Raw genomic sequence first — 22158 nt, forward strand, 5'->3', positions numbered from 1 at the left:
GCGCCGGCCGTACGCCCGCGCCGCCCGTACGCCCGCGCCGCCCGTACGCCCGCGCCGCCCGTACGCCCGTGCCGCCCGTACGCCCGCGCCCGCCGTGCGCCCGTACGCCCGTGCCACACGCCGGGACAGGCCCGCCCGGCCACCGGACCCGCCCGGCCACCGGACCCGCCCGGCCGCGCCACCCGCCCGCGCCGCTGCCGCGTCCGCTAGCGGGCCACGCGCCAGAGGTGCACGGTGCGGGGCGGCACCGTCACCTCCGTGCCGGCCGTCACCGCTCGTTCGGGCGCCGGGCCGGGCGACTCCGGATCGGTGTCGACCAGCAGCTCGTACGCCTCGGCCCAAGGGGCGCCGGGCAGTGGGAAGTCCAGCGGTTCGTGGCCGGCGTGGAGCAGCAGCAGGAAGCTGTCGTCGGTGATCTCCTCGCCGCGCGCATCGCGGCCGACGATGTCGTTGCCGGAGAGGAACATCGCGACGGTGGTGCCGGGCGTGTACCAGTCGTCCTCGGTCATCTCCGCCCCCTCGGCGGTGAACCAGGCGAGGTCGCGCAGTCCGTCCGGGCCCTGCGGGCGGCCGGAGAAGAACGCCTTGCGGCGCAGTACGGGGTGGGCGCGGCGCAGTGCGATCAGCCGCGCGGTGAGGTCGAACAGCTCGCGCCAACCGGGTTGGCGCAGCAACGACCAGTCGACCCAGCCCAGTTCGTTGTCCTGGCAGTAGCCGTTGTTGTTGCCGTGCTGGGTGCGGCCGAACTCGTCGCCGGCGACGAGCATCGGCACGCCGGTGGAGAGGAGCAGGGTGGTGAGCATGTTGCGCAGCTGGCGGCGGCGGAGCGCGTTGATCCGCTCGTCCTCGCTCTCGCCCTCCGCTCCGCAGTTCCAGGAGCGGTTGTCGTCGGTGCCGTCTCGGTTGTCCTCGCCGTTGTCCTCGTTGTGCTTCCCGTTGTAGGTGACGAGGTCGCGGAGGGTGAAGCCGTCGTGTGCGGTGATGAAGTTGACCGAGGCGTACGGGCGTCGGCCGCCCCAGGCGTAGAGGTCGCTGGAGCCGGAGAGGCGGTAGCCGAGGTCGCGCACGTCGGGCAGGGCGCCGCGCCAGAAGTCGCGGACGGCGTCGCGGTAGCGGTCGTTCCACTCGGTCCACAGCGGGGGGAAGGCGCCGACCTGGTAGCCGCCGTCGCCGACGTCCCAGGGTTCGGCGATGAGTTTGACGCGGCGCAGCACCGGGTCCTGGGCGATGACGGCGAGGAAGGGGGAGAGCATGTCCACGTCGTGCATCGAGCGGGCGAGTGCGGCGGCGAGGTCGAAGCGGAATCCGTCGACGCCCATCTCCTGGACCCAGTAGCGCAGCGAGTCGGTGATCAGGCGCAGGACCTGCGGCTGTACGACGTGCAGGGTGTTGCCGCAGCCGGTGTAGTCGGCGTAGCGGCGCGGATCGTCGCCGAGGCGGTAGTAGCCGCGGTTGTCGATGCCGCGCAGGGACAGGGTGGGGCCGAGCTCGCCGGCTTCCGCGGTGTGGTTGTAGACGACGTCGAGGATCACCTCGATTCCGGCGCGGTGCAGTGCGCGCACCATGTCGCGGAACTCGCCGACCTGGCTGCCGCGGCTGCCGTGCGCGGCGTAGCCGGCGTGCGGGGCGAAGTACCCGATCGAGTTGTATCCCCAGTAGTTGCGCAGGCCGCGGCGGAGCAGGTGGTCCTCGTGTGCGAACTGGTGGACCGGCAGCAGCTCCACGGCGGTCACGCCGAGCCGGGTCAGGTGTTCCAGCGCGGCCGGGTGGGCGAGCCCGGCGTAGGTGCCGCGAAGCTCTTCGGGGACGCCGGGGTGGCGTTTGGTGAAGCCGCGCACGTGCAGTTCGTAGAGGACGGTGTCGGCCCACGGGGTCTTCGGGCGGCGGTCGTCGAGCCACTCGTCGCCGGGGCCGCTGGTGTCGCCGCTGTGCACGACGACGCCCTTGGGCACGTGCCGCGCGGAGTCCCGGTCGTCTCGGACGGTGTCGGCGAGGTGCTGTTCGGGCCAGTCGCGCACATGGCCGTAGACCTCGGGCGGGAGCGTGAAGTCGCCGTCCACGGCCCGGGCGTAGGGGTCGAGGAGGACTTTGGCCGGATTCCACCGTGCGCCGGACCAGGGGTCCCAGCGGCCGTGCACCCGGTAGCCGTACCGCTGGCCGGGGCGTACGCCGGGCAGGAAGCCGTGCCAGATCTCGTGGGTGAGCTCGGTCAGCGGATGCCTGGTCTCGTGGCCGTCGTCGTCGAAGAGGCAGATCTCGACGCCCTCCGCGCCGCCCGCCCAGAGGGCGAAGTTGGTGCCGTGCACGCCGTCGGGGCCGGAGTGGTAGCGGGCGCCGAGCGGCTGCGGGCTGCCGGGCCACACGGACCGGGACCGCGGGGACGCATGCTCGGCGGGGGCGGTGGGACGCGTGCCGGGGGTCGTGGCGGGAGGCTCGGGGACCGGGCCGGGGGCCGGGCGCGAGGGGCGAGCGGGGTCCGCGGGGTGGCCGGTGGCCTGCGTCATGTGCGTCCTTGCCGGTGAGGTGCTCTGTGGTGCTTTCCTGGCGATTGTCCCCATACGCGACGTCTCACCCGCACGTACGAGCCGTACGTTTCTCGCCACCGGTGTGGTCGTTGGTGCGGATGTGATGGAACGAAGGCTGCGCGGTTCGATGCTGGTGGTGGTGCTGTGGGCGCTTGTCGGAAGCGGCCTGTCCGGCTGCGGTGCGGCCCCGGAACGCAGGGCGCCCGCGGACGCCGTTCGGGTGAGCCCGGCCGACGGCGCCCGGGGCGTGGCGGCGGGCGAGTCGCTGGCGGTGACGGTGCCGGACGGGCGCCTGGAGCGGGTGGTGGTGCGGCGGGAGGACGCGGAGTCGCTGGGCGTGCAGCGCGGCCCCGCCGAACGCGTCGCGGGCCGGCTGTCCTCCGACGGCCGTACCTGGCAGCCGACCTCCGGACAGCTGCTCCTCTCCAGCCGCTACGAGATCCGCGCCGAGGCGGTGGACGGCCACGGGCGGCGTACGGTCCGGCGCACGACCTTCGCCACCCGCGAGCCCGGCCCGCGACTGATCGGCCGCTTCACTCCGGAGGACGGCCAGACCGTCGGCACCGGCATGATCGTCTCGCTGAACTTCAACCATCCGGTGGTCGACCGGGCCGCCGTCGAGCGCGCGGTGACGGTGAGCGCCGAGCCCCGGGTGCCGGTGGTGGGCCACTGGTTCGGCAACCGGCGGCTGGACTTCCGGCCGCGGGAGTACTGGCGCCCCGGTACCGAGGTCACCCTCGACCTGCGGCTGCGCGATGTGCGCGGTGCCAAGGGCTCCTACGGGGCGCAGGACAAGAAGGTGCGGTTCACCATCGGCCGGGACCAGCGCAGTCATGTCGACGCCGATGCGGGCACGCTGACCGTACGGCGCGGCGGCGCGCATGTCCGTACGGTGCCGATCACCGCGGGGCCGCCCGAGTTCGCCACCTACAACGGGGCGATGGTGATCAGCGAGAAGCACACCGAGACGCGGATGAACGGCGCGACGGTGGGCCTGGCGGGGGAGTACGACTATCCGGACGTCCCGCACGCGATGCGCCTGACCAGCAGCGGGACCTTTCTGCACGGCAACTACTGGGCGGACGCGGGGGTGTTCGGCACGCAGAACACCAGCCACGGCTGCGTGGGGCTGGAGGACGTGCAGGGCGGCAGCGAGGAACTGCCCGCCGGCTGGCTCTTCCGCAGCTCGCTGATCGGCGATGTGGTGGAGGTGCGCGGCGGCGGTGGCGAACTCGTCTCCCCGGACAACGGATTGAGCGGCTGGAACCTCGACTGGCCGTCGTGGCGGGCCGGTTCGGCGCTGGGTCCGGAAGGCCGGAAGAAGTCCGCCTGGCAGCAGTGAACGACCGTTACCCTGCCGCCATGACAGCTGCCACCGTGAGTCTCACCGTCGCCGACCGGGTCGCGACCGTCCGTCTCGACCGCCCTCCGATGAACGCGCTGGACACCGCAGTCCAGGACCGTCTGGGCGAGCTCGCCGCCGAGGTGGGCGCGCGCGAGGACGTCCGCGCGGTGGTGATCACCGGAGGCGAGAAGGTGTTCGCGGCGGGCGCGGACATCAAGGAGATGCGGGGCATGGACATGGCGGCGATGGTCGCCCGGGGCCGTGACCTCCAGGCCTCCTTCACCGCCCTGGCGCGCATCCCCAAGCCGGTGGTCGCCGCGGTCAACGGCTATGCGCTGGGCGGTGGTTGCGAGCTGGCGCTCTGTGCGGACTTCCGGATCGCCGCCGAGGACGCCAGGCTCGGTCAGCCGGAGATCCTGCTCGGGCTCATCCCCGGCGCGGGCGGCACCCAGCGGCTCGCACGGCTCGTCGGGCCCTCGAAGGCCAAGGACCTGATCTTCACCGGCAGGCAGGTCCGCGCCGAGGAGGCGCTCGCGATGGGCCTGGTGGACCGGGTGGTGCCGGCCGCCGAGGTGTACGAGCAGGCGCACGCCTGGGCGGCGCGGCTGGCGGCGGGGCCGGCGATCGCGCTGCGCGCGGCCAAGGAGTCGATCGACGCGGGGCTGGAGGTCGACATCGACTCCGGACTCGCGATCGAACGCACCTGGTTCGCCGCCCTGTTCGGCACCGAGGACCGCGCGATCGGGATGCGCAGCTTCGTGGAGGACGGCCCCGGGAAGGCCAACTTCCGCTGAGTGTCGGTGAGTTGATGTCGTTCGGCTGCCGAGGCCCGCGGCGCGCGGACTCGGTGGCGCGCTGAGCTGGGACGAAGTCGAGGCGGACGAGGGAGGGGCGGGCACGGTCCGCAGCCGGGTTGCCGCAGAGGCAGCATTTCCTTGTGTCACGGTTCTGTCACACGGATGTTCGGGAGGTGAACCCCGGCTGACCGCCTCCCCTCTAGTCCCGCGCAACATCCGAACAGACGACACAAGGAGTTCGTACATGCCTCGAAAGCGCTCACGTCTGATCGCCGTGGCCGTGGCCGCCGCTGCCGTGCCCCTGGCGTTCGCCGGCTACCAGGCCGGTGCCGCCGGGACGAGCGACGCGAAGGGCGACAACTCGCAGCACTCCGCCGCCTCGACCGCGCCGTGCCTGGCCGACGCCACCACGCTGCTCGGCGACCTCGACGGCGACGGCCACGCGGACAAGATCGTCAACCCGGGTCACTCCGGCACCGCGATGACCGTCCAGTGGGGCAGCGCGGACGGCTCGTTCAGCGAGAAGCACAGCGTCAACGAGCTCGTGGGGGCCAAGGAGGCCGAGATCGCCACCGCGGCGGTCGCCGACTTCCAGAACGACGGCACCCTGGACCTGGTGGTCAACCTCGTGGAGCCGTCCCCCGGTGACGACCCCGAGACCGCCCGCCTCTCCGAGTACCGCCCGGGTCCGCTGAACCGCGCGGACCTGAGCTCCGACAACTCCCGCCACCTGGACATCGGTGACCGCGGCGAGGCGGAGGAGCTGCGCATCGCCAACTACGGCGACGACGAGTACCCGGACCTCGCGATCCTCAACGCCGCGGGCGACGGCCAGCTCGACCGGAGCGTCCGGCTGACCGAACCGGGCACCGGCCCCGGCGAGTTCGACCGCGAGGCGATGGAGGAGTACGGCGAGTGGGGCGCCAGGCCGCAGCCGCCGGCCATGCCCACCGACGGCTGGAAGCACTTCTACAAGCCCTGCTCCTGATCCGCGGCGGGTGCCGCCGACTTCCCCGCTCGGCGGCACCCGCTCCCGGCCGTGTCCGGCCGACACGCTTCGTGCGGTCGACACGTGTTTCCGGCCGACGCCGGCGTCCTCTGGGCGCCGGCGTTCGGCGTGTCGGCGGTGCCCGGTCCCGTCGGAGGCGTCCGGTGCGTCGGCGACTCCGGCTCCATCGGCGGCGTCCGCGCGATACGTGCTCGCTGTGGGGCGACGCGGGGGCGGGCCGGGGACGGTGGGGCCCGCGGACGGCTGCTGCGACGAGCGGGCCGGCGCCGGTGCGGCTGCGCGCGCGGGTCCTCGGGGTGGGTGCCGGCGGCGGGTCGCGCGCGGGTTCTCGGGCGATCAGTCGTTACCGCGGGTAAAAAATTTTCGAACCGCGATCGACCGCTGGTGATCGTGTGTGCGCGGAGCGTTCGCGGCGTCGTCGCAGGTCGTACGCAGTGTGCGGGGCAACCGCCCGGCGCGCGGGGCCGGTTGGCGCGCCGGGGCGCACTGCGGGACCGGCGGGCCAATACATCCGTCCGGCCGCGAGGAGTGTCCGGAACGGTCATCATGGTGGTCGTCGCAGGACGTGGGGCCGAGCCGGAAAGTGGGGCGGAACGGGTGTCAATCCTCGATCGAGAGGCGGGAATCCGCCTGCCGGCTCTGCTGGCGTCGCCCGACAGCGACCCCAGCGTGGACGAGGTACGACTGCCCAACCGTCCGGAGTCCGCCAAGACGGCCCGAATGCTCGCCGAGGCCGTACTGCGCGGCAAGTGGAACCTCCCCGCCGGGCTGACGGACCACGGCGTGCTGCTGGTCTCGGAGTTGGTCGGCAACGCCGTGTGCCACACCGGCGCGGTCCGCTTCGGACTGCGGATGTATCGGGGGCGTGGACGCGTACGGGTGGAGGTGCGCGACCCCTCGCGCGGACTGCCCTGCCTCCTGCCGGTGCAGGATCTGGACACCAGCGGACGAGGACTGTGGCTGGTGGAGCGGCTCTCCGACCGCTGGGGTGTGGACCTCCAACCGCACGGCAAGACCACCTGGTTCGAGATGCGGGTCGTCGAGCCGTCCTGAGAGCGAGCCCGAGACCGAGCCCGCGGCGGCCGACGTCGCGGCGGCCGTACCCGCGGCGCACGAATCCGCGGCGCTGAACCGTCCCGCACCGTGGGACACGTGCCGGCTGCCGGTACCCGTGGGAACGGTCTCGGGAGGGTCGGTCACAATGGCCCGGTGGACTACGCAGCTCTGTTGACCCGCGCACGGGAAGCCGCCCTGCCCGTACTGGAGCGGGGCCGGCCTGCTGGGTACATCCCCGCGCTGGCCTGCGCGGATCCCCACAGCTTCGGGATGGCGCTGGCAACCGTCGACGGCGAGGTGCACGGGGTCGGCGACTGGCGCAAGCCGTTCTCGATACAGAGCATCTCCAAGCTGTTCGCGCTGGCGCTCGCGCTCCACCACGGCGGCCCGTCGCTGTGGCGCAGGGTCAACCGGGAGCCCTCCGGGAACCCGTTCAACTCGCTGATCCAGCTGGAGGCCGAACAGGGCGTCCCCGCAACCCGTTCATCAACGCCGGCGCCCTCGTCGTCACCGACGCGCTGCTCAGCCTCACCGGCGATGCCGGCGGCTCGGTGCTGGACTTCCTGCGCGCGGAGTCGGGCAGCCCGGGCATCGCCATCGACAAGGACGTCGCCGCCTCCGAGGCCGAGCACGGACACCGCAACGCGGCTCTCGCCCACTTCATGGCCTCCTTCGGGAACCTCGAGAACCCCGTCGAGGAGGTGCTGGCCCACTACTTCGCGCACTGCTCCGTGAGCATCGACTGCCACGACCTGGCGCTCGCCGGTACGTTCCTCGCGCGGCACGGCATACGGGCCGACGGCAGCCGGCTGCTCGGCCGCAGCGACGCCAAGCGCGTCAACGCCGTGCTGCTGACCTGCGGCACCTACGACGCGGCGGGCGATTTCGCCTACCGCGTGGGGCTGCCCGGCAAGAGCGGAGTGGGCGGCGGCATTCTGGCGATCGTGCCGGGCCGCGGCGCGGTGTGTGCCTGGAGCCCGGGGCTCGACGCCATCGGCAACTCAGTGGGGGCGCTCGCCGCGCTGGAGGACTTCACCGAACGCTCCGACTGGTCGGTCTTCTGAGGCTCCCCACCAGCCCAGCCCAGCTCAGCCCAGCCCAGCCCAGTGCCAGGGGACGGCCGCGGTCCGGCCCGCGGAACCGCGCCTTCTTCGAACGCCCCGAACGCCCCGAACGCCCCGGGCGCCCGGGCGCTCCCCGCTCTCAGCGGTAGCGTCTGCCGCGGGCCGAACCGGCCTTGCGGCGGCGGTCGTTGCACAGCAGGCACTTGCCCCAGCCGGGCGGCAGCGGGTCGTCCTTGTCGCCGTACAGCGGATCGACCGCACCGCGCGGGTGCTCCCGGCAGCCGGTCGTCCCGCCGAGCTCGGACTCCATGGCGCGCACCGAGGTCAGGGCGCGCTGGAGCGCGTCGGAGAGGGCGTCCAGCTGGTCCATGGGCGGGGTGCCCTCCCAGCTGTGCGACGCGATGTCGGTGGCCGTGCGCAGCGCGTTGTTCAGCTCGCGGAGATCGGCGTAACTCATGCCTGCGAGCCTAGACCGTGGCACCGACAACGCCGTTCGCCCGGTACGGAGCCGGGCGAACGGCGTTCTCCTCGATCAGCGGACGGAGCGCTGGTCCGCCGGTGTCAGCGGTGGCGGAACTCCGGGTCGCGCTTCTCGACGAAGGCGGCCATGCCCTCCTTCTGGTCCTCGGTGGCGAACGTCGCGTGGAAGAGCCGGCGTTCGAACCGGACGCCCTCGGTGAGGGTCGTCTCGAAGGAGCGGGCCACGCTCTCCTTGGCCATCATGGCCACCGGCGCCGACATCCCGGCGACGGTCCCGGCCACCTCCATCGCGGTGTCGAGCAGCTCGTCGGCCGGTACGACCCGCGAGACCAGGCCCGCGCGCTCGGCCTCCTGCGCGTCCATCATCCGACCGGTCAGGCACAGGTCCATCGCCTTGGCCTTGCCGACCGCCCGGGTCAGCCGCTGCGAGCCGCCGATGCCGGGGATGACGCCGAGCTTGATCTCCGGCTGGCCGAACCTCGCGGTGTCGGCGGCGAGCAGGATGTCGCACATCATCGCCAACTCGCAGCCGCCGCCGAGCGCGTACCCGGAGACCGCGGCGACGGTCGGCTTGCGCACCGCGGCGAACTGGTCCCAGGCGGTGAACCAGTCGCTGACGTACATGTCCATGTAGTCGCGCGGCTGCATCTCCTTGATGTCCGCGCCCGCGGCGAACGCCTTGGCCGAACCGGTGAGCACCAGGCAGCCGATGTCCGGGTCGCGGTCCAGCTGCCGGGCGGCGTCGACGACGTCGTTCATCACCTGGAGGTTGAGCGCGTTGAGCGCCTTGGGGCGGTTGAGGGTGATCAGCCCCGTACGGCCCCTGCGCTCGACCAGGATCGTCTCGTACTCGTGCGTCATGGCTTGCTCTGGTCCTTTTCCTCGCCTGTGCGGTCGGCCGATCCGGCCCGTACCTCGTGGATGATCGCGGAGAAGTCCTTGCCCGCGCCGGCACCCTCGGCGAAGGCGGCGTACACCTCCGCGGCGCGCCTGCCCAGATCGGCGGCGACTCCGCCGGCCTGCGCCGCGCTCGCGGCCAGGCCCAGGTCCTTGGCCATCAGCGCGGCGGCGAAGCCCGGCTGGTAGTCGCGGTTGGCGGGGCTGGCGGGGACCAGCTCGGGCACCGGGCAGTAGGAGGTCAGCGACCAGCACTGGCCCGAGGCGGTGGAGGCGACGTCGAAGAGAGCCTGGTGGGAGAGGCCCAACTCCTCGCCGAGCACGAAGGCTTCACTGACCGCGATCATGGAGATGCCGAGGATCATGTTGTTGCAGATCTTCGCGGCCTGGCCGGAGCCGGCGTCCCCGCAGTGGACGACCTTGCCGCCCATCACGTCGAGCACCGCCCGTGCGTCGGCGAACGCGGCCTCCGAGCCGCCGACCATGAAGGTCAGGGTCCCGCCGGCCGCGCCCGCCACACCGCCGGAGACCGGTGCGTCCAGCGAGCGGTGGCCGGCCGCCGCCGCGGCCTCGTGGGCGGCGCGTGCGTCGGCGACGTCCACGGTGGAGCTGTCGATGAAGAGCGTGCCGGGCTTGGCGGCGGCCAGCAGACCGCCCTCGCCGGTGTAGCACTCCAGCACCTGCCGCCCGCTGGGCAGCATGGTGACGACGACGTCCACGTCGGTCGCCGACTCGGCCGCGGAGGCGACCACGGTGACGCCGTCCGCCTTCGCCTGCTCCAGAGCGGCCGGCACCAGGTCGAAGCCGAGGACGGTGTGGCCGGCCTTGACGAGGTTCGCCGCCATGGGGCCGCCCATGTGCCCGAGACCCGTGAAACCAATCCTGAGGGGGGAGTTGTCGCTCATCGGCTCTCCTTCGGTTCTGTCGCCGGGACGAGCCCGAGCTCGCGGCCCTCGCCCAGCGGGGCGAAGTACTCCTGGACATGCGCCTCGGTCACGTCCTCCAAGGAGGGCGGCGACCAGCTCGGCGAACGGTCCTTGTCGATGACCTGTGCGCGCACTCCCTCGATCAGGTCGTGGGAGCGCAGCGCCGCGCAGGAGGTGCGGTACTCCACCTCCAGCACCTGCTCCAGGGTCTGGAGCCGTGCTGCGCCGCGCAGTGCGCGCAGCGTCGCCTTCAGCGCGGACGGGGACTTGCCGAGGACGCGCTCCGCGGTCGCCTTCGCCGCGGTCGACCCGAGGTCGCGCAGTGCCGCGACGATGTCCTCGACCCGGTCGTGGGCGTAGGCGGCGTCGATCCACTCGCGCTGCGCGGCGAGCCGGCCCTCGGCCGGTTCGGTCGCGAACTGTGCGATCACCTCGTCCACTTCGCGCTCCCCGAACGCGGCGAGCAGCTCCTCGATGCGCTCCGATCGGACGTGGTGGTCGGCGAGCCCGCACAGCAGCGCGTCCGCCGCGCCGATCTGGTCGGAGGTGAGCGCGAGGTGGGTGCCCAGCTCGCCCGGCGCGCGGGCCAGCAGACGGGTGCCGCCCACATCGGGCACGAAGCCGATGCCCGTCTCCGGCATGGCGATCCGGGACCGCTCGGTGACGATCCGCACGCTGCCGTGCGCGGAGACACCGACACCGCCGCCCATCACGATGCCGTCCATCAGCGCCACGTAGGGCTTGGAGTAGCGGGCGATGAGCGCGTTGAGCCGGTACTCGTCGCGCCAGAAGTCGGCGCTGGCGGTGCCGCCCTCGACGGCGTCCTGGTAGATGGCGCGGATGTCGCCGCCCGCGCACAGCCCGCGCTCGCCGGCACCGGAGAGGACGACGACCTTCACGGTGTCGTCCTGCTCCCACTGCAGGAGCACCTCCTCCAGGCGGCGGACCATGGAGCGGTTCAGCGAGTTGAGCGCCTTGGGGCGGTTGAGCACGAGGTGGCCGGCGTGCCCCTCGCGGCGTACCAGCACCTCTGCCTCGGGGCCCTCGGACTCCTCGGCGGGGGGACGCGGGGTCTGGGAAGCCATCAGGCGGCCCCCACGAGCCCGCGGGCGACGATGACGCGCATGATCTCGTTGGTCCCTTCAAGAATCTGGTGCACGCGGAGATCCCGGACGATCTTCTCCACGCCGTACTCGCTGAGATAGCCATAGCCGCCGTGGAGTTGCAAGGCCCGGTTGGCGACCGAGAAGCCCGCGTCGGTGGCGTACCGCTTGGCCATCGCGCACTGCTCGGCGGCCTCGGGGGCGCCCGCGTCCAGGGCTGCCGCGGCACGCCACAGCAGCGCCCGGGCGGCCTCCAACTCGGTGGCCATGTCGGCGAGTTCGAACTGGAGCGAATCACGGCGGATCAGCGGGCCGCCGAAGGCGTGCCGGTCCCGGAGGTAGCCGAGGGCGCCGTCCAGCGCCGCCTTCGCACCGCCGACCGAGCAGGCCGCTATGCCCAGTCGGCCGCCGTTGAGGCCGGACATCGCCATCCTGAAGCCCTCGCCCTCGCGGCCGAGCAGCCGGTCGGCGGGAAGCCGCACGCCGTCCAGGATCACCTGGCGGGTCGGCTGGGCGTTCCACCCCATCTTCTGCTCGTTGGCGCCGAAGGACAGGCCCGGGTCGTCGCGGTCGACCAGGAAGGCGGAGACGCCGCGCGGGCCGTCCTCGCCGGTGCGGGCCATCACCAGATAGACCTGTGCGGCACCGGCGCCGGAGATGAACTGCTTGACGCCGGTCAGCACGTACTCGTCGCCCTCGCGCACCGCTCGAGTGCTCAGCCGGGCGGCGTCCGAGCCGGCACCCGGCTCGGTCAGGCAGTAACTGGCCAGCGAACGCATGGAACACAGGCCCGGCAGCCACCGGGCGCGCTGCTCCGCGCTGCCGTAGCTGTCGATCATCCAGGCGACCATGTTGTGGATGGAGGTGTACGCGGCTATCGAGGGGCAGCCGGTGGCCAGGGCCTCGAATATGAGGACCCCGTCCTGGCGGCTCAGCCCCGAACCGCCGTCCTCCTCACGGACGTAGATGCCGCCGAGCCCCATCTCGGCGGCCTTGGCGAGCACGTCGACGGGGAAGTGCTTGCGCTGGTCCCAGTCGACCGCGTGCGGCGCCAGGTGCTCCCTGGCGAAGTCCAGCGTCGCCTCGAAGATCGCGCGCTGGTCGTCGTTGAGCGTGTGCATCGGCTTCAGTCCATCGTGGGGATCGTGAAGCTCGCGCCCTCCTTGACCCCGGAGGGCCAACGGGAGGTGACGGTCTTCGTCTGGGTGCAGAAGCGGACGGCGTCCGGGCCGTGCTGGTTGAGGTCGCCGAAGCCGGAGCGCTTCCAGCCCCCGAAGGTGTGGTACGCGACCGGCACCGGGATGGGCACGTTGACGCCGATCATGCCGGTGTTGACGCGGCGGGCGAAGTCGCGCGCGGTGTCGCCGTCACGGGTGAAGATCGCGACGCCGTTGCCGTACTCGTGCTCGCTGGGCAGCCGCAGCGCCTCCTCGTAGTCCTCGGCGCGCACCACACAGAGCACCGGCCCGAAGATCTCCTCGCGGTAGATCCGCATGTCGGAGGTGACGCGGTCGAAGAGCGAGGCGCCGACGAAGTAGCCGCCGGGGTCGCCGTGATGGGCGGCAGTGCGGCCGTCGATCAGCAGCTCGGCGCCCTCGGCGACGCCGATGTCCAGGTACCCGCGCACCCGGTCCAGCGCGTCCTGGCCGACGAGCGGGCCGAAGTCGGCGTCCGGGTCGTCGGAGTTGCCCACGTGCAGGCCGGCGATGCGCTCGCGGAGCTTGGCGACCAGCGCGTCGGCGGTGGCCTCGCCGACCGGCACGGCGACCGAGATCGCCATGCAGCGCTCGCCGGCCGAGCCGTAGCCCGCGCCGATCAACGCGTCGGCGGCCTGGTCGAGATCGGCGTCGGGCATCACGATCATGTGGTTCTTGGCGCCGCCGAAGCACTGGGCGCGCTTTCCGTTGGCGCTGGCGGTGGCGTAGATGTACTGGGCGATCGCGGTGGAGCCGACGAAGCCGACGGCGGCGACGCGCTCGTCCTCCAGCAGCGTGTCCACCGACTCCTTGCCGCCGTTGACGACGTTGAGCACGCCCGGCGGCAGCCCCGCCTCCAGGAACAGCTCGGCCAGCCGCAGCGGTACGGACGGGTCGCGCTCGGAGGGCTTGAGCACGAAGGAGTTGCCGCAGGCGATGGCCACGGCGGCCTGCCACAGCGGGATCATCGCCGGGAAGTTGAAGGGGGTGATGCCCGCGATCACGCCGAGCGGCTGACGGAGCGAGTACACGTCGATGCCGGTCCCCGCGCTGTCGGTGAACTCGCCCTTGAGCAGGTGCGGCACACCGATCGCGAACTCCACGACCTCCAGGCCGCGCTGGAGGTCACCGGCGGCGTCCGGAACGGTCTTGCCGTGCTCGCTGGAGAGCAGCCTGGCCAGGGAGTCCCGCTCCTCGTCCACGAGCTGGAGGAAGCGCATCATCACCCGGGCGCGGCGCTGGGGGTTCCACGCCGCCCACTCGACCTGGGCGCGCGCGGCGTCGGCGATGGCGGCCTCGGTCTCGGCGCGGCCGGCCAGCGGAACGCGGGCCTGCACCTGGCCGGTGCTCGGGTTGTAGACATCGCCGAACTCCCCGGAAGTGCCGGGGACCTGCTTGCCGCCGATGAAGTGTGTCAGCTCGCGGATCATGGGGGACCTGTCTCTCGTCGGGGGTGGGACGCGCGGACGAGCCCGGGGTTGGCGGGCTGCTGCGGTTGGGCTCCGGCGTGGTCGGCCCTTGGGTGTGCGTGGCACCGAGTGTCGCTGCCACGCGCCGCGGGCCGAGTACGGATTGGCTCAATCGGGCACTGTCGAGGGCGCCTTCGTGGGTGGTGAAGTGCACCCTGCACTGCGTCGCGAAGGTCACCCCGACCATATAGTTGGACGTCCAAGTAAGTCCAGGGGTGCCCGGCCGGGTTCTCTCCCGTGCACCGGGTGTTCACTCCCCGTGCGGCGTGCGGCGCCGGAACGCCCGGCGGACGACGGGTGGTTGGGCTTGCGGGCTCGCGTTCGCCGCCGGTCGGGAGTGGGTGCGGTTTGTCGCCCGGAGACTCCGAACGCACATCGGCCCGGATCGGGTGAATCTTCGACCGTCGACGGCGCGACCGCCGAGCCGTGCAGGGGCGCGTCGGGGCGCGCCAAGGACCGGCGAAGGGCCGGCGAAGGGGGTGCAGGCGGAGGCGGAAGAGGGGTGGCGGGGCTTCCCGGCACCCCTCTCCCCGGCGGGAAGCGCCGTGGCCGTCGGCTTCTCAGCCGACGCCGGCGGCAGTACGGCGCCGGGGGTTGACCCGCCCGTTCGGAGAGCGACCGCCCGAACCCCTGCGGGTGGGCGGCACGCTGAGGTCGGCCACCACGGTGGTGCCCTGCGGCGAGGGGTGGGCCCGGGTGCTGGAGGCGTACGCGGCGACCAGGGTCAGCCCGCGTCCGCAGGCCGCGCCCTCGTCCAGCGGCTCCCGGCGCGGTGCCTCGCGCGGACGCCATCTGCCCGAGTCCCGCACTTCGATCGAGAGTGTCGTGCCGTCCAGGCCCAGCCGCAGCGACACCTCCGGACTCCCGGAGTGCAGCACGGCGTTGGTGACCAACTCCGTGACGATCACCGCGAGTGCGTCCTCGACATCCGCTTCGAGCCGCCACCGGCGCGCCACCCCTCTGGCGAAGGTGCGCAGAAAGGGTGGCGCCTCGGTGGTCGCCGCAAGACAGCACGACGCCCGTGTGACATCCCCGTCGGGTCTGACTCCGTCGCCGAGCGACGCGCCCTGGTGGGGGAAGGGCGCGGCGCTGCGCGGCGGCTGTGCGGTGGTGCTCATACGGGCTCCTCCGAGCTGGGTGGGCAGCTCTTGGCACACGACGCACCGTGGTGAGGGGTGTGCCGGACCGCAGGCTCCGTCGTCCCCCGCAGAACTGCTGGGAGCACGGGGGAAAACGTCACCGCCGGTAGTGCCAAGCTGGCGGCTGAGGGGGACACTGTGCAATCAGGGAGCCGGGAACTACGGATACGCAAAGAAAGCGGATCGCCCCTCATGACTGCACAGGAACGTGGAGTGAACACGAAGGGTGAGCAGAGTCTGCGTGCGTTGTCGGAAGCCCTGCACCGGGCCGTGCCCTCCCCGGTGCTGCTGCTGTGGGCCGGCGCGGCCGGAACCGGCAAGACCTGGCACCTGAGACGTCTGCTCGGGGAGCCGGAGCTGCGGACCGTGCGCACGGTGGTGCTGCGCTGCACCGCCGACGGCCTGGTGAGCGGGCAGCCGGTCGCGGGCCGGCGCCGTCCCGCACCGCGTGCCGGGTCGCAGCCCGTCGCCCATCCGATCGTGCACTCCGCCGCCCGGTCCTCCGCGCACTCCGCGTCACCGTCGGCGCCACCGCTCTCCGCACGGACGAACGGGGCCGACGAGGGCGCAGGGGGCAGAAGGGACGCGGGTGCCGAGGTGGTCGGCGCCGCGCGGCTGGCGGAGGTGCGGGCGGCAACCGGCCCGCTGCTGCTGGTCGTCGAGGATCTGCACCGGGCCGGCGCCGACGAACTCGCCGCGCTGCGGGCGCTGTTCGAGCAACCGCCCGCGAGGCTCGCGGCCGTGCTCACCTACCGGCCCGAGGAGCTGGCCTCGCCCGGGCTGCCGCTCGGTGCCGCCACCGACTACTCCGGCGAGCTCCTCGTGCTGCGTCGGCGCATCGAGCCGCTCGACCTCGCGGAGGTGGCGGAGCTGGCGGCGGCGAGCCTCGGCGAGGAGGCGTGCGGCCCGGGCTTCACCCGGAGGTTGCACGAGCGCAGCGGGGGAGTGGCGCGGGTCGTGGTCGACCTGCTCGCCGCGCCCGTGCTGCGGCAGGAGGGCCGCCGGCGCTCCGCACGCCATGTGGACCGGGCCGAAGTGCCCGTACGGCTGGCGGAGTTGGTGCTCGGCCGCTGCGCCCCGCTGACCGAGGAGGCCCGGGACCTGGTGCTCGCCGCCGGCGTGGTGGGTCGGCCCGCGGGCCTGCGGGAGCTGACCGAGATCGCCGGACTGCCGACGGAGCGGGGGAGCGCTGCCCTGGCCGAGGCGCTGCGGGCGGCGGCTCTGGTCCTGCTCGGCCCCGACCGCTACGGCTTCGCCGTGCCGCTGGCGGCCCGCGCGGTCTACGAGGACCTGCCGGGGCCGCTGCGGCAGGAACTGCACATCCGGGCCGCCGAGGTGCTGGCGCGCCGACAGCCCGTTCCCTGGGCGGAGTTGGCCGCGCACCGCCGCGACGGCGGACAGCTCGGCCCCTGGGCGAAGGCGGTCGAACGTGCCGCCCGCGACTCCGCCCGCAAGGGAGAACACCAGGTCGCGGCGCGTTTGTTGGAGGAGGCGCTCGCCCATCCGCAGCTGCCCTCCGCCACCCGGGTGCGGCTGGCCCCGCTTCTCGCCCGCAGCGCCGTGGTGGGCCTGCGCTCGGACCAGACGGTACGGGTGCTGCGCGGCATCACAGACGACGAGGCGCTGCCGCTCGTGGTCCGCGGCAAGGTGCGGCTGGACCTCGGACTGCTGCTCTCCAACCAGCTGGGCGACGCCGCCGAGGGCCGCCGGGAGATGGAGCGCGCGGTCCAGGAGTTGCACGACCAACCCGCCCTGACCGCACGGGTGATGTCGGCCCTGGCCATCCCGTACTGGCCCACCGCTTCCCTCTCGGTCTGCCTGCGGTGGCTCGCCCGGGCCGAGCGTGCCGCCGCGGACAGCGGCGACCCCGCCATCCGTCTCGCGGTGGCGGCCAACCGCGTCTCCGTGCTGCTCGGCACCGGAGACCCCGACGGCTGGCAGCTGCTGGCGGAACTGCCGCGCGACGCCGAGGACCCCGTACACCTCCAGCACGTCGCCCGAGGGCTGTGCAACTGCGCCGACTCGGCGGTGCTGCTCGGCTACCACGAACGCGGTGCCGCGCTGCTCGCCGAGGGCCTGGACCACGCGCGCCGCAGCGGGGCCCACTACCAGGAGCAGACGGGTCGCGGCACCGCGCTCCTGGTGGACTGGCTGACCGGCCGCTGGTCCGGACTGGCCGGGCGCTGCGAGGAGTTGGTCGACGAGTCCGGCCGGATGCCGGTCATCGCCGAGGACGCCAGAGTGGTGCTCGGGCTGCTGGCGCTGGCCAGGGGCGACTGGGCGCAGACCGCCAACTGGCTCTCCGGCGAGGACTTTCCGAGCCTGGAGGAGGGCTCGGTCCCGCTGGCCGCCGCCGCCTCGGGTGCGCTCATCCGGCTTGCGCTGGCACGGTCCGACCTCGAAGGCGCCCACGAGCAGGCGCTGGCCGCCTGGGAGCGGATACGCAGGTCCGAAGTCTGGGTGTGGGCGGCCGAGTTGGCGCCCTGGGCGATCGAGGCGATGGTCAGATCCGAACGCGCGGAGAGCGTGCGGGAGATGGTCGCGGAGCTGGAGGCCGGGCTGCGCGGACGGGACGCGCCGGCTGCGAGCGCCGCGCTGCTCTGGAGCCGGGCGCTGCTCGCCGAGTGCGAACAGCGGTGGGAGCGCGCCGCCGCGCTGTTCCGCGAGGCGGGCCTGGAGTACGGAAAGCTCGACCGCCCCTATCCGCGGGCGCTCGCCGTGGAGGCCGCGTTCCGCTGCGCGCTGGAGACGGACGCGGAGCCGGAGACCGCCGAACTCGCCGAGGCCGTCGAGCAGTTGGCCGAACTCGGCGCCACCTGGGATGCCTCGCGCGCCCGCGCCGTACTGCGCGCCCAGCAGCCCGTCACCGAGGAACGCCGCTCGCCGGGGCGTCCGGGGTACGGCGACCGGCTCTCTCCCCGGGAACGTGAGGTCGCCGATCTCGCGGCCGCCGGCCTGACCAACCGCGAGATCGCCGGCACCCTGCACCTCTCGCCGCGCACCGTCGAGCAGCATGTGGCGCGTGCGATGCGCAAGCTCGGCTCGCCCTCGCGGCAGGACCTCGGTGAGGCGGCGGAGCCCGAGAACGCCTGACCCCGGCCGGTGCAACTCCCGGCTGCCGCCGCCCGGTTGCTCACCGGGAGCCCTGCTCCCGTCCGTCCCGCCCCGTCCGTCCGGCGCCCGTCCATCCGGGTGACGGGTGTCGGCTGCCGCCGCCCGCTTCGGGTCGTGCGTCCGGTCGTGCACCCCTGCTTCCGTGTGCCGTGTGTCCCCGGTGGCGTTCCCGGTCCGGGCGGCGCTGTCCCGCAGCGATCCCGGCCTCGCGAGGTCGCCGACCCGTGTGCCGGTGACAGCGTGTCGGGCGAGAACACTCACGCACGGGCATTGTCACTGCGTACCGCCGGATCTACTGTCCACAACTGACTGGTCAGTAAGAACGCCGTCCGTGCGACGGCGACGCCGTCCTGCCCTGCCGTCCCCGCCCGCCCCGCCGCCCCCTGTGCGGTGTCGCCGCCTCGCTGTTCGAGCGAGCGCGGTCTGCGCCGTGCCGTTCCGCAGACACCGTCCCCGCGTGCGGCCGAGTCCGTGCGCTCGGCCGCACCGACGAAGCTGGAGTGAGTTCCGTGAACCCTCGTCACACCGAGCCCGCCGCCGCCCCGAAGCCCGCCGAGCCCGTGCCTGCGTCCGACCCCGCGTCCGTGCCCGAGTCCGGTCCTGCGCGGTCGAATGCGCGCCGCCGGAGGGGAGTCGCCGTCGGCCGTACGCTGCTCGCGGCCGCCCTGGTGGCGACGGCCGGAGTCGCCGTGCAGACGACGAGCGCGGGGGCCGGTGAACGCACCGACGCCGCCTCCGCTGCCTCCGCCGCCACTGCCGGCGATCCGGACTTCTACCGGCCGCCGGCCGAACTCCCCGCGTCCAACGGCGAGTTGGTGCGTACGGAGGAGCTGCGGCTCGGACTGAGCCTGCCCGGGATCGACGGACCGCTGCCGGGCAGCGCCACCCGGCTGATGTACCGGTCCATCGACTCGCGCGGTGAACCGGTGGCGGTGACCGGCGCGTACATCGAACCGGCGGCGAAGTGGAAGGGCGGCGGGGAGCGTCCGCTGGTCGCGCTCGCCCCGGGGACCATGGGCCAGGGCGACCAGTGCGCCGCCTCGAAGGCGTTGGAGAAGCCGCTGTCGCTGGAGTCGGGTTCGGTGTCCGTCGGCTACGAGAACCTGGCGATCTACCGCTTTCTCGCCAGGGGCGTCGCGGTCGTCGTCACCGACTACGTGGGCCTGGGCACCACGGACCGCCCGCACACCTACGTCAACCGCCTGGACGCCGGGCACGCCGTGCTCGACGCCGTACGGGCCGCCCGGTCGCTGCCGGACACCTCGCTGACCCCCGCCTCGCGGATCGGACTGTACGGCTACAGCGAGGGCGGGGGAGCGACCGGATCGGCCGCCGAACTCCAGCCCGGCTACGCCCCCGAGATCGAACTCGCCGGCTCCTACGTGGGCGCCCCTCCCGCGGACCTCACCGAGGTGCTCGCCGCCGTGGACGGCAGCACCCTCGCCTCCGCGCTCGGCTGGTCGATCAACGGGTTCCTCGACTCCGACCCCGAACTCGGCCCGATCCTGGACAAGTACACCAACGACAAGGGCAAGGACGCGCTGAGGAAGCTGTCCGAGGCATGCGTCGGCGACGGCATTCTTGGCTACGCGGGTGCCCGCAGCGAGGACTGGACGAAGAACGGGGAGTCGATCCCGGAGATCGTGGCCGCCGAGCCCGAGGTGGCCGCCATCCTCGACCGCCAGCGCATCGGCCGACTCGCGCCGACCGGTCCGGTACGGGTGGCGACCGGCACCAGGGACAACCTCGTCACCCACGAGCAGGCCCGCACCCTCGCCGCGGACTGGTGCGCGAAGGACGCCCGGGTCACCTACGTGCCCGTCCAACTGCCGGACGCCGGCGAGAAGTTGGTCAACCACTTCCTGCCGCTCATCGCCGACCAGGGGGCGGCCGTCAACTGGGTCACCAACCGGCTCTCGGGCGAACCGGACAGCCCCAACTGCTCCACGGTGCGCCGCTGACCGACCCCGGGTGCGGGGCGCGCCCGACAGCACGCCCCGCCCCGTTTCGCCGCGCAAAGCCCGGCTGTGCCACTGCTGCCGGGAGCGCGTACGCCGCAGGGCCCGTACACCGACGACGGTGTACGGGCCCCGAACCGCACGGCCCCGAACCGCACGGCCCCGAACCGCACGGCCCCGAACCGCACGGCCCCGAACCGCACGGCCCCGAACCGCACGGCCCCGAACCGCACGGCCCCGAACCGCACGGCCCCGAACCGCAGGGCCGCGAACCGCGGGCTCCGGCGGCGGGTGCGTGCCCGCCGCCGGCTCAGCCTGCCGCGCGGGCGCCCACCAGCAGTTCGGTCACGGCGGTGCCGGAGGCGGTGGAGGCGCCGTGGGTGCAGATGCCGACCGCGCCCGGGAGTTCGCCGGGCAGTCCCATCTCCACCACGATCGCGTCCGGGCGGGCGTGGGTCAGCTCGCCGAGGGCGCGGGACATCCACGAGTGGCGGGCCGCGTCGCGGACCACGACCACCAGCGGGCGGCCCTTTGCCTGGGTGAGCCCGCAGACGTCCGCTGTCGCGGCCGAGCCGAGGTCCTCCTGCCGCACCCGCACCGAGGTGGTGCTCGGCAGATGCCGCAGCAGCGAGTCGGCGACACCCCACGGTGTCTCCTGGGCGATGGCGAGGTGGGTCAGCGGGGCCAGCTCGACGACGTGCGGGGAGTCGGCCAGCGGCAGTGCGCTCTGCGCGGCGCCGGTGAGACGGATCGCGCGTCGCGCGCCGGTGAGGCCGATGCTCTCGATGTTCTCGGCCGGCGGCGCGGGGGTGCGGGCCAGGCGGGTCGACCAGTCGGCGAACTCCGCGACGCGGGCCGCCGCTTCGGCCAGGCGCTCCTCCGTGAGCCGGCCCGAGGCGACCGCGTCCACCAGTGCGTCGGCGATCCGGGCGGGGGTCTGCTCGTCCGCGTTCTCGCCGCCCACGCAGAGCGCGTCGGCGCCGGCCGCGACGGCGCGCACCGAGGCGCCCTCGATGCCGTACCGCTCCGTGACGGCGGCCATCTCGATTGCGTCGGTGACGATGAGCCCGTCGAAGCCCAGCTCGCCGCGGAGCAGATCGCCCAGCACCCGGCGGCTGAGGGTGGCCGGGACCTCGGGGTCCCAGGCCGGCACCAGCAGATGGGCGCTCATCACGGCGCGCGCGCCGGCTCCGAGCGCGGCCAGGAACGGGGGCAGCGCGTGGGCGGCGATCTCGGCGCGGTCGGCGTCGTAGCTCGGCAGTCCGTGGTGGCTGTCGACGGCGACGTCGCCGTGGCCGGGGAAGTGCTTAGCGCATGCGGCGACGCCGGAGGACTGGAGTCCGTCGACCCAGGCGGCGGCGTGCCGGGAGACGACCTCGGGGTCGGTGCCGAAGGACCGTACGCCGATGACCGGGTTGTCCGGGTTGGAGTTGACGTCCACGCTGGGCGCGTAGTTGAGGGTGACGCCGGCGGCCCGCAGGTCGCGGCCGAGGTCCCTGGCAACCTGCGCGGTCAGCTCGGTGTCGTCCACGTGGCCGAGGGCGAAGTTGCCCGGGCGCGAGGAGCCGGTGGCGGACTCGATGCGGGTGACGTCGCCGGACTCCTCGTCGATCGCGACGACGAGCTCGGGGTTCTCCGCGCGCAACCGCTCGGTGAGGGCGGCGACCTGCTCCGCCGATTCGATGTTGCGGGTGAACAGGACGACCGAGCGCAGCCCGTCCTGAATGTCCCGCAGCACCCAGTCCGGGGGCGTGGTCCCCACGAAACCGGGCTGCAGGAGGGAGAGCGCGAGTCGTCGTACCTCACTGCTGCGCCTGCTGGACACCATCGGCCCGCCTTTCGCACGGAAGTGCTGGGCACGCCGTGAGATCGTCGCGGCTACCCAACGGTAGGGATTGGTCTGTGCCAATGCTATTCCGCCTGTACGGAGCCGCTGTGTCAAGTGATCCGGTGTCATCACTCGTACATCTGTGAGCCGTTGTCGCGTTCACCGCGGCGGGTTCTCGCGGGTCGCGGCGGCGCCGTCCGATCGGCGTCCCGGGGTGTCGCGGCGGCGTCGGCGTGGTGGACGGACGGGGTG

General features: G+C 73.2%; 15 protein-coding genes and 1 pseudogene. 7 read left to right on the forward strand and 9 right to left on the reverse strand.

What is annotated here, in order from left to right:
• Window positions 1-206: 206 nt before the first annotated feature.
• The gene (glgX, locus tag MTQ01_RS16415; RefSeq protein WP_247491115.1) at window positions 207-2504 is read right to left on the reverse strand and encodes a glycogen debranching protein GlgX; all 2298 of its coding nucleotides are present in this window, start codon (window positions 2502-2504) and stop codon (window positions 207-209) included.
• A 124-nt stretch (window positions 2505-2628) separates the two neighbouring features.
• Between glgX and MTQ01_RS16420 the strand changes: the two genes are divergently transcribed.
• From MTQ01_RS16420 to MTQ01_RS16440, 5 genes and pseudogenes are all read left to right on the forward strand, one after another.
• Window positions 2629-3867, forward strand: coding sequence for an Ig-like domain-containing protein (locus MTQ01_RS16420; protein ID WP_247491116.1), 1239 nt, complete (start codon window positions 2629-2631; stop codon window positions 3865-3867).
• Between the two features lie 20 nt (window positions 3868-3887).
• On the forward strand, window positions 3888-4664 hold the full coding sequence (locus tag MTQ01_RS16425) for an enoyl-CoA hydratase/isomerase family protein (RefSeq protein WP_247491118.1): 777 nt from the start codon (window positions 3888-3890) through the stop codon (window positions 4662-4664).
• A gap of 247 nt (window positions 4665-4911) precedes the next feature.
• Window positions 4912-5655: a VCBS repeat-containing protein gene (locus MTQ01_RS16430; RefSeq protein ID WP_247491121.1), complete on the forward strand. Its 744-nt coding sequence runs from the start codon at window positions 4912-4914 to the stop codon at window positions 5653-5655.
• Window positions 5656-6273: 618 nt separating this feature from the next.
• Window positions 6274-6729, forward strand: a complete 456-nt coding sequence (locus MTQ01_RS16435; protein ID WP_372454170.1) for an ATP-binding protein — start codon at window positions 6274-6276, stop codon at window positions 6727-6729.
• Window positions 6730-6885: 156 nt separating this feature from the next.
• Window positions 6886-7796: pseudogene (locus tag MTQ01_RS16440) on the forward strand (glutaminase).
• A 139-nt stretch (window positions 7797-7935) separates the two neighbouring features.
• Here the strand turns inward: MTQ01_RS16440 and MTQ01_RS16445 are convergent.
• The 7 genes from MTQ01_RS16445 to MTQ01_RS16475 form a co-directional block, all read right to left on the reverse strand.
• Complete coding sequence (locus tag MTQ01_RS16445; RefSeq protein WP_247491123.1) at window positions 7936-8253, reverse strand: hypothetical protein; 318 nt, start codon at window positions 8251-8253, stop codon at window positions 7936-7938.
• Window positions 8254-8357: 104 nt separating this feature from the next.
• Complete coding sequence (locus MTQ01_RS16450; protein WP_247491125.1) at window positions 8358-9137, reverse strand: enoyl-CoA hydratase; 780 nt, start codon at window positions 9135-9137, stop codon at window positions 8358-8360.
• Window positions 9134-10078, reverse strand: a complete 945-nt coding sequence (gene mmsB, locus MTQ01_RS16455) for a 3-hydroxyisobutyrate dehydrogenase (protein ID WP_247491128.1) — start codon at window positions 10076-10078, stop codon at window positions 9134-9136. The genes MTQ01_RS16450 and mmsB overlap by 4 nt, the downstream gene beginning before the upstream one ends.
• Window positions 10075-11184 (reverse strand): enoyl-CoA hydratase/isomerase family protein, encoded by a 1110-nt coding sequence (locus MTQ01_RS16460; protein WP_247491129.1) that lies wholly within the window; start codon window positions 11182-11184, stop codon window positions 10075-10077. Before MTQ01_RS16460 ends, mmsB begins: the two co-directional genes overlap by 4 nt.
• Entirely contained in the window at window positions 11184-12323 is a 1140-nt protein-coding gene (locus MTQ01_RS16465) for an acyl-CoA dehydrogenase family protein (RefSeq protein WP_247491131.1), read from the reverse strand. The genes MTQ01_RS16460 and MTQ01_RS16465 overlap by 1 nt, the downstream gene beginning before the upstream one ends.
• Before the next feature lie 5 nt (window positions 12324-12328).
• Complete coding sequence (locus MTQ01_RS16470; RefSeq protein ID WP_247491133.1) at window positions 12329-13828, reverse strand: CoA-acylating methylmalonate-semialdehyde dehydrogenase; 1500 nt, start codon at window positions 13826-13828, stop codon at window positions 12329-12331.
• Between the two features lie 599 nt (window positions 13829-14427).
• Window positions 14428-14985, reverse strand: coding sequence for an ATP-binding protein (locus tag MTQ01_RS16475; RefSeq protein ID WP_247491135.1), 558 nt, complete (start codon window positions 14983-14985; stop codon window positions 14428-14430).
• A gap of 234 nt (window positions 14986-15219) precedes the next feature.
• Here MTQ01_RS16475 and MTQ01_RS25180 point away from each other — a divergent pair, with 234 nt between their 5' ends.
• Both MTQ01_RS25180 and MTQ01_RS16485 read left to right on the forward strand, forming a co-directional pair.
• Complete coding sequence (locus MTQ01_RS25180; protein ID WP_247491137.1) at window positions 15220-18099, forward strand: LuxR C-terminal-related transcriptional regulator; 2880 nt, start codon at window positions 15220-15222, stop codon at window positions 18097-18099.
• A 671-nt stretch (window positions 18100-18770) separates the two neighbouring features.
• Window positions 18771-20081 carry a lipase family protein gene (locus MTQ01_RS16485; RefSeq protein ID WP_282613771.1) on the forward strand — a complete coding sequence of 437 codons (1311 nt, stop codon included), beginning with the start codon at window positions 18771-18773 and terminating at the stop codon, window positions 20079-20081.
• Window positions 20082-20388: 307 nt separating this feature from the next.
• Here the strand turns inward: MTQ01_RS16485 and MTQ01_RS16490 are convergent, their stop codons facing one another.
• Window positions 20389-21906: a glycoside hydrolase family 3 protein gene (locus MTQ01_RS16490; protein ID WP_247491141.1), complete on the reverse strand. Its 1518-nt coding sequence runs from the start codon at window positions 21904-21906 to the stop codon at window positions 20389-20391.
• Window positions 21907-22158: the final 252 nt, after the last annotated feature.

Source organism: Streptomyces sp. XM4193 (assembly GCF_023072595.1).
Lineage (GTDB): Bacteria > Actinomycetota > Actinomycetes > Streptomycetales > Streptomycetaceae > Streptomyces.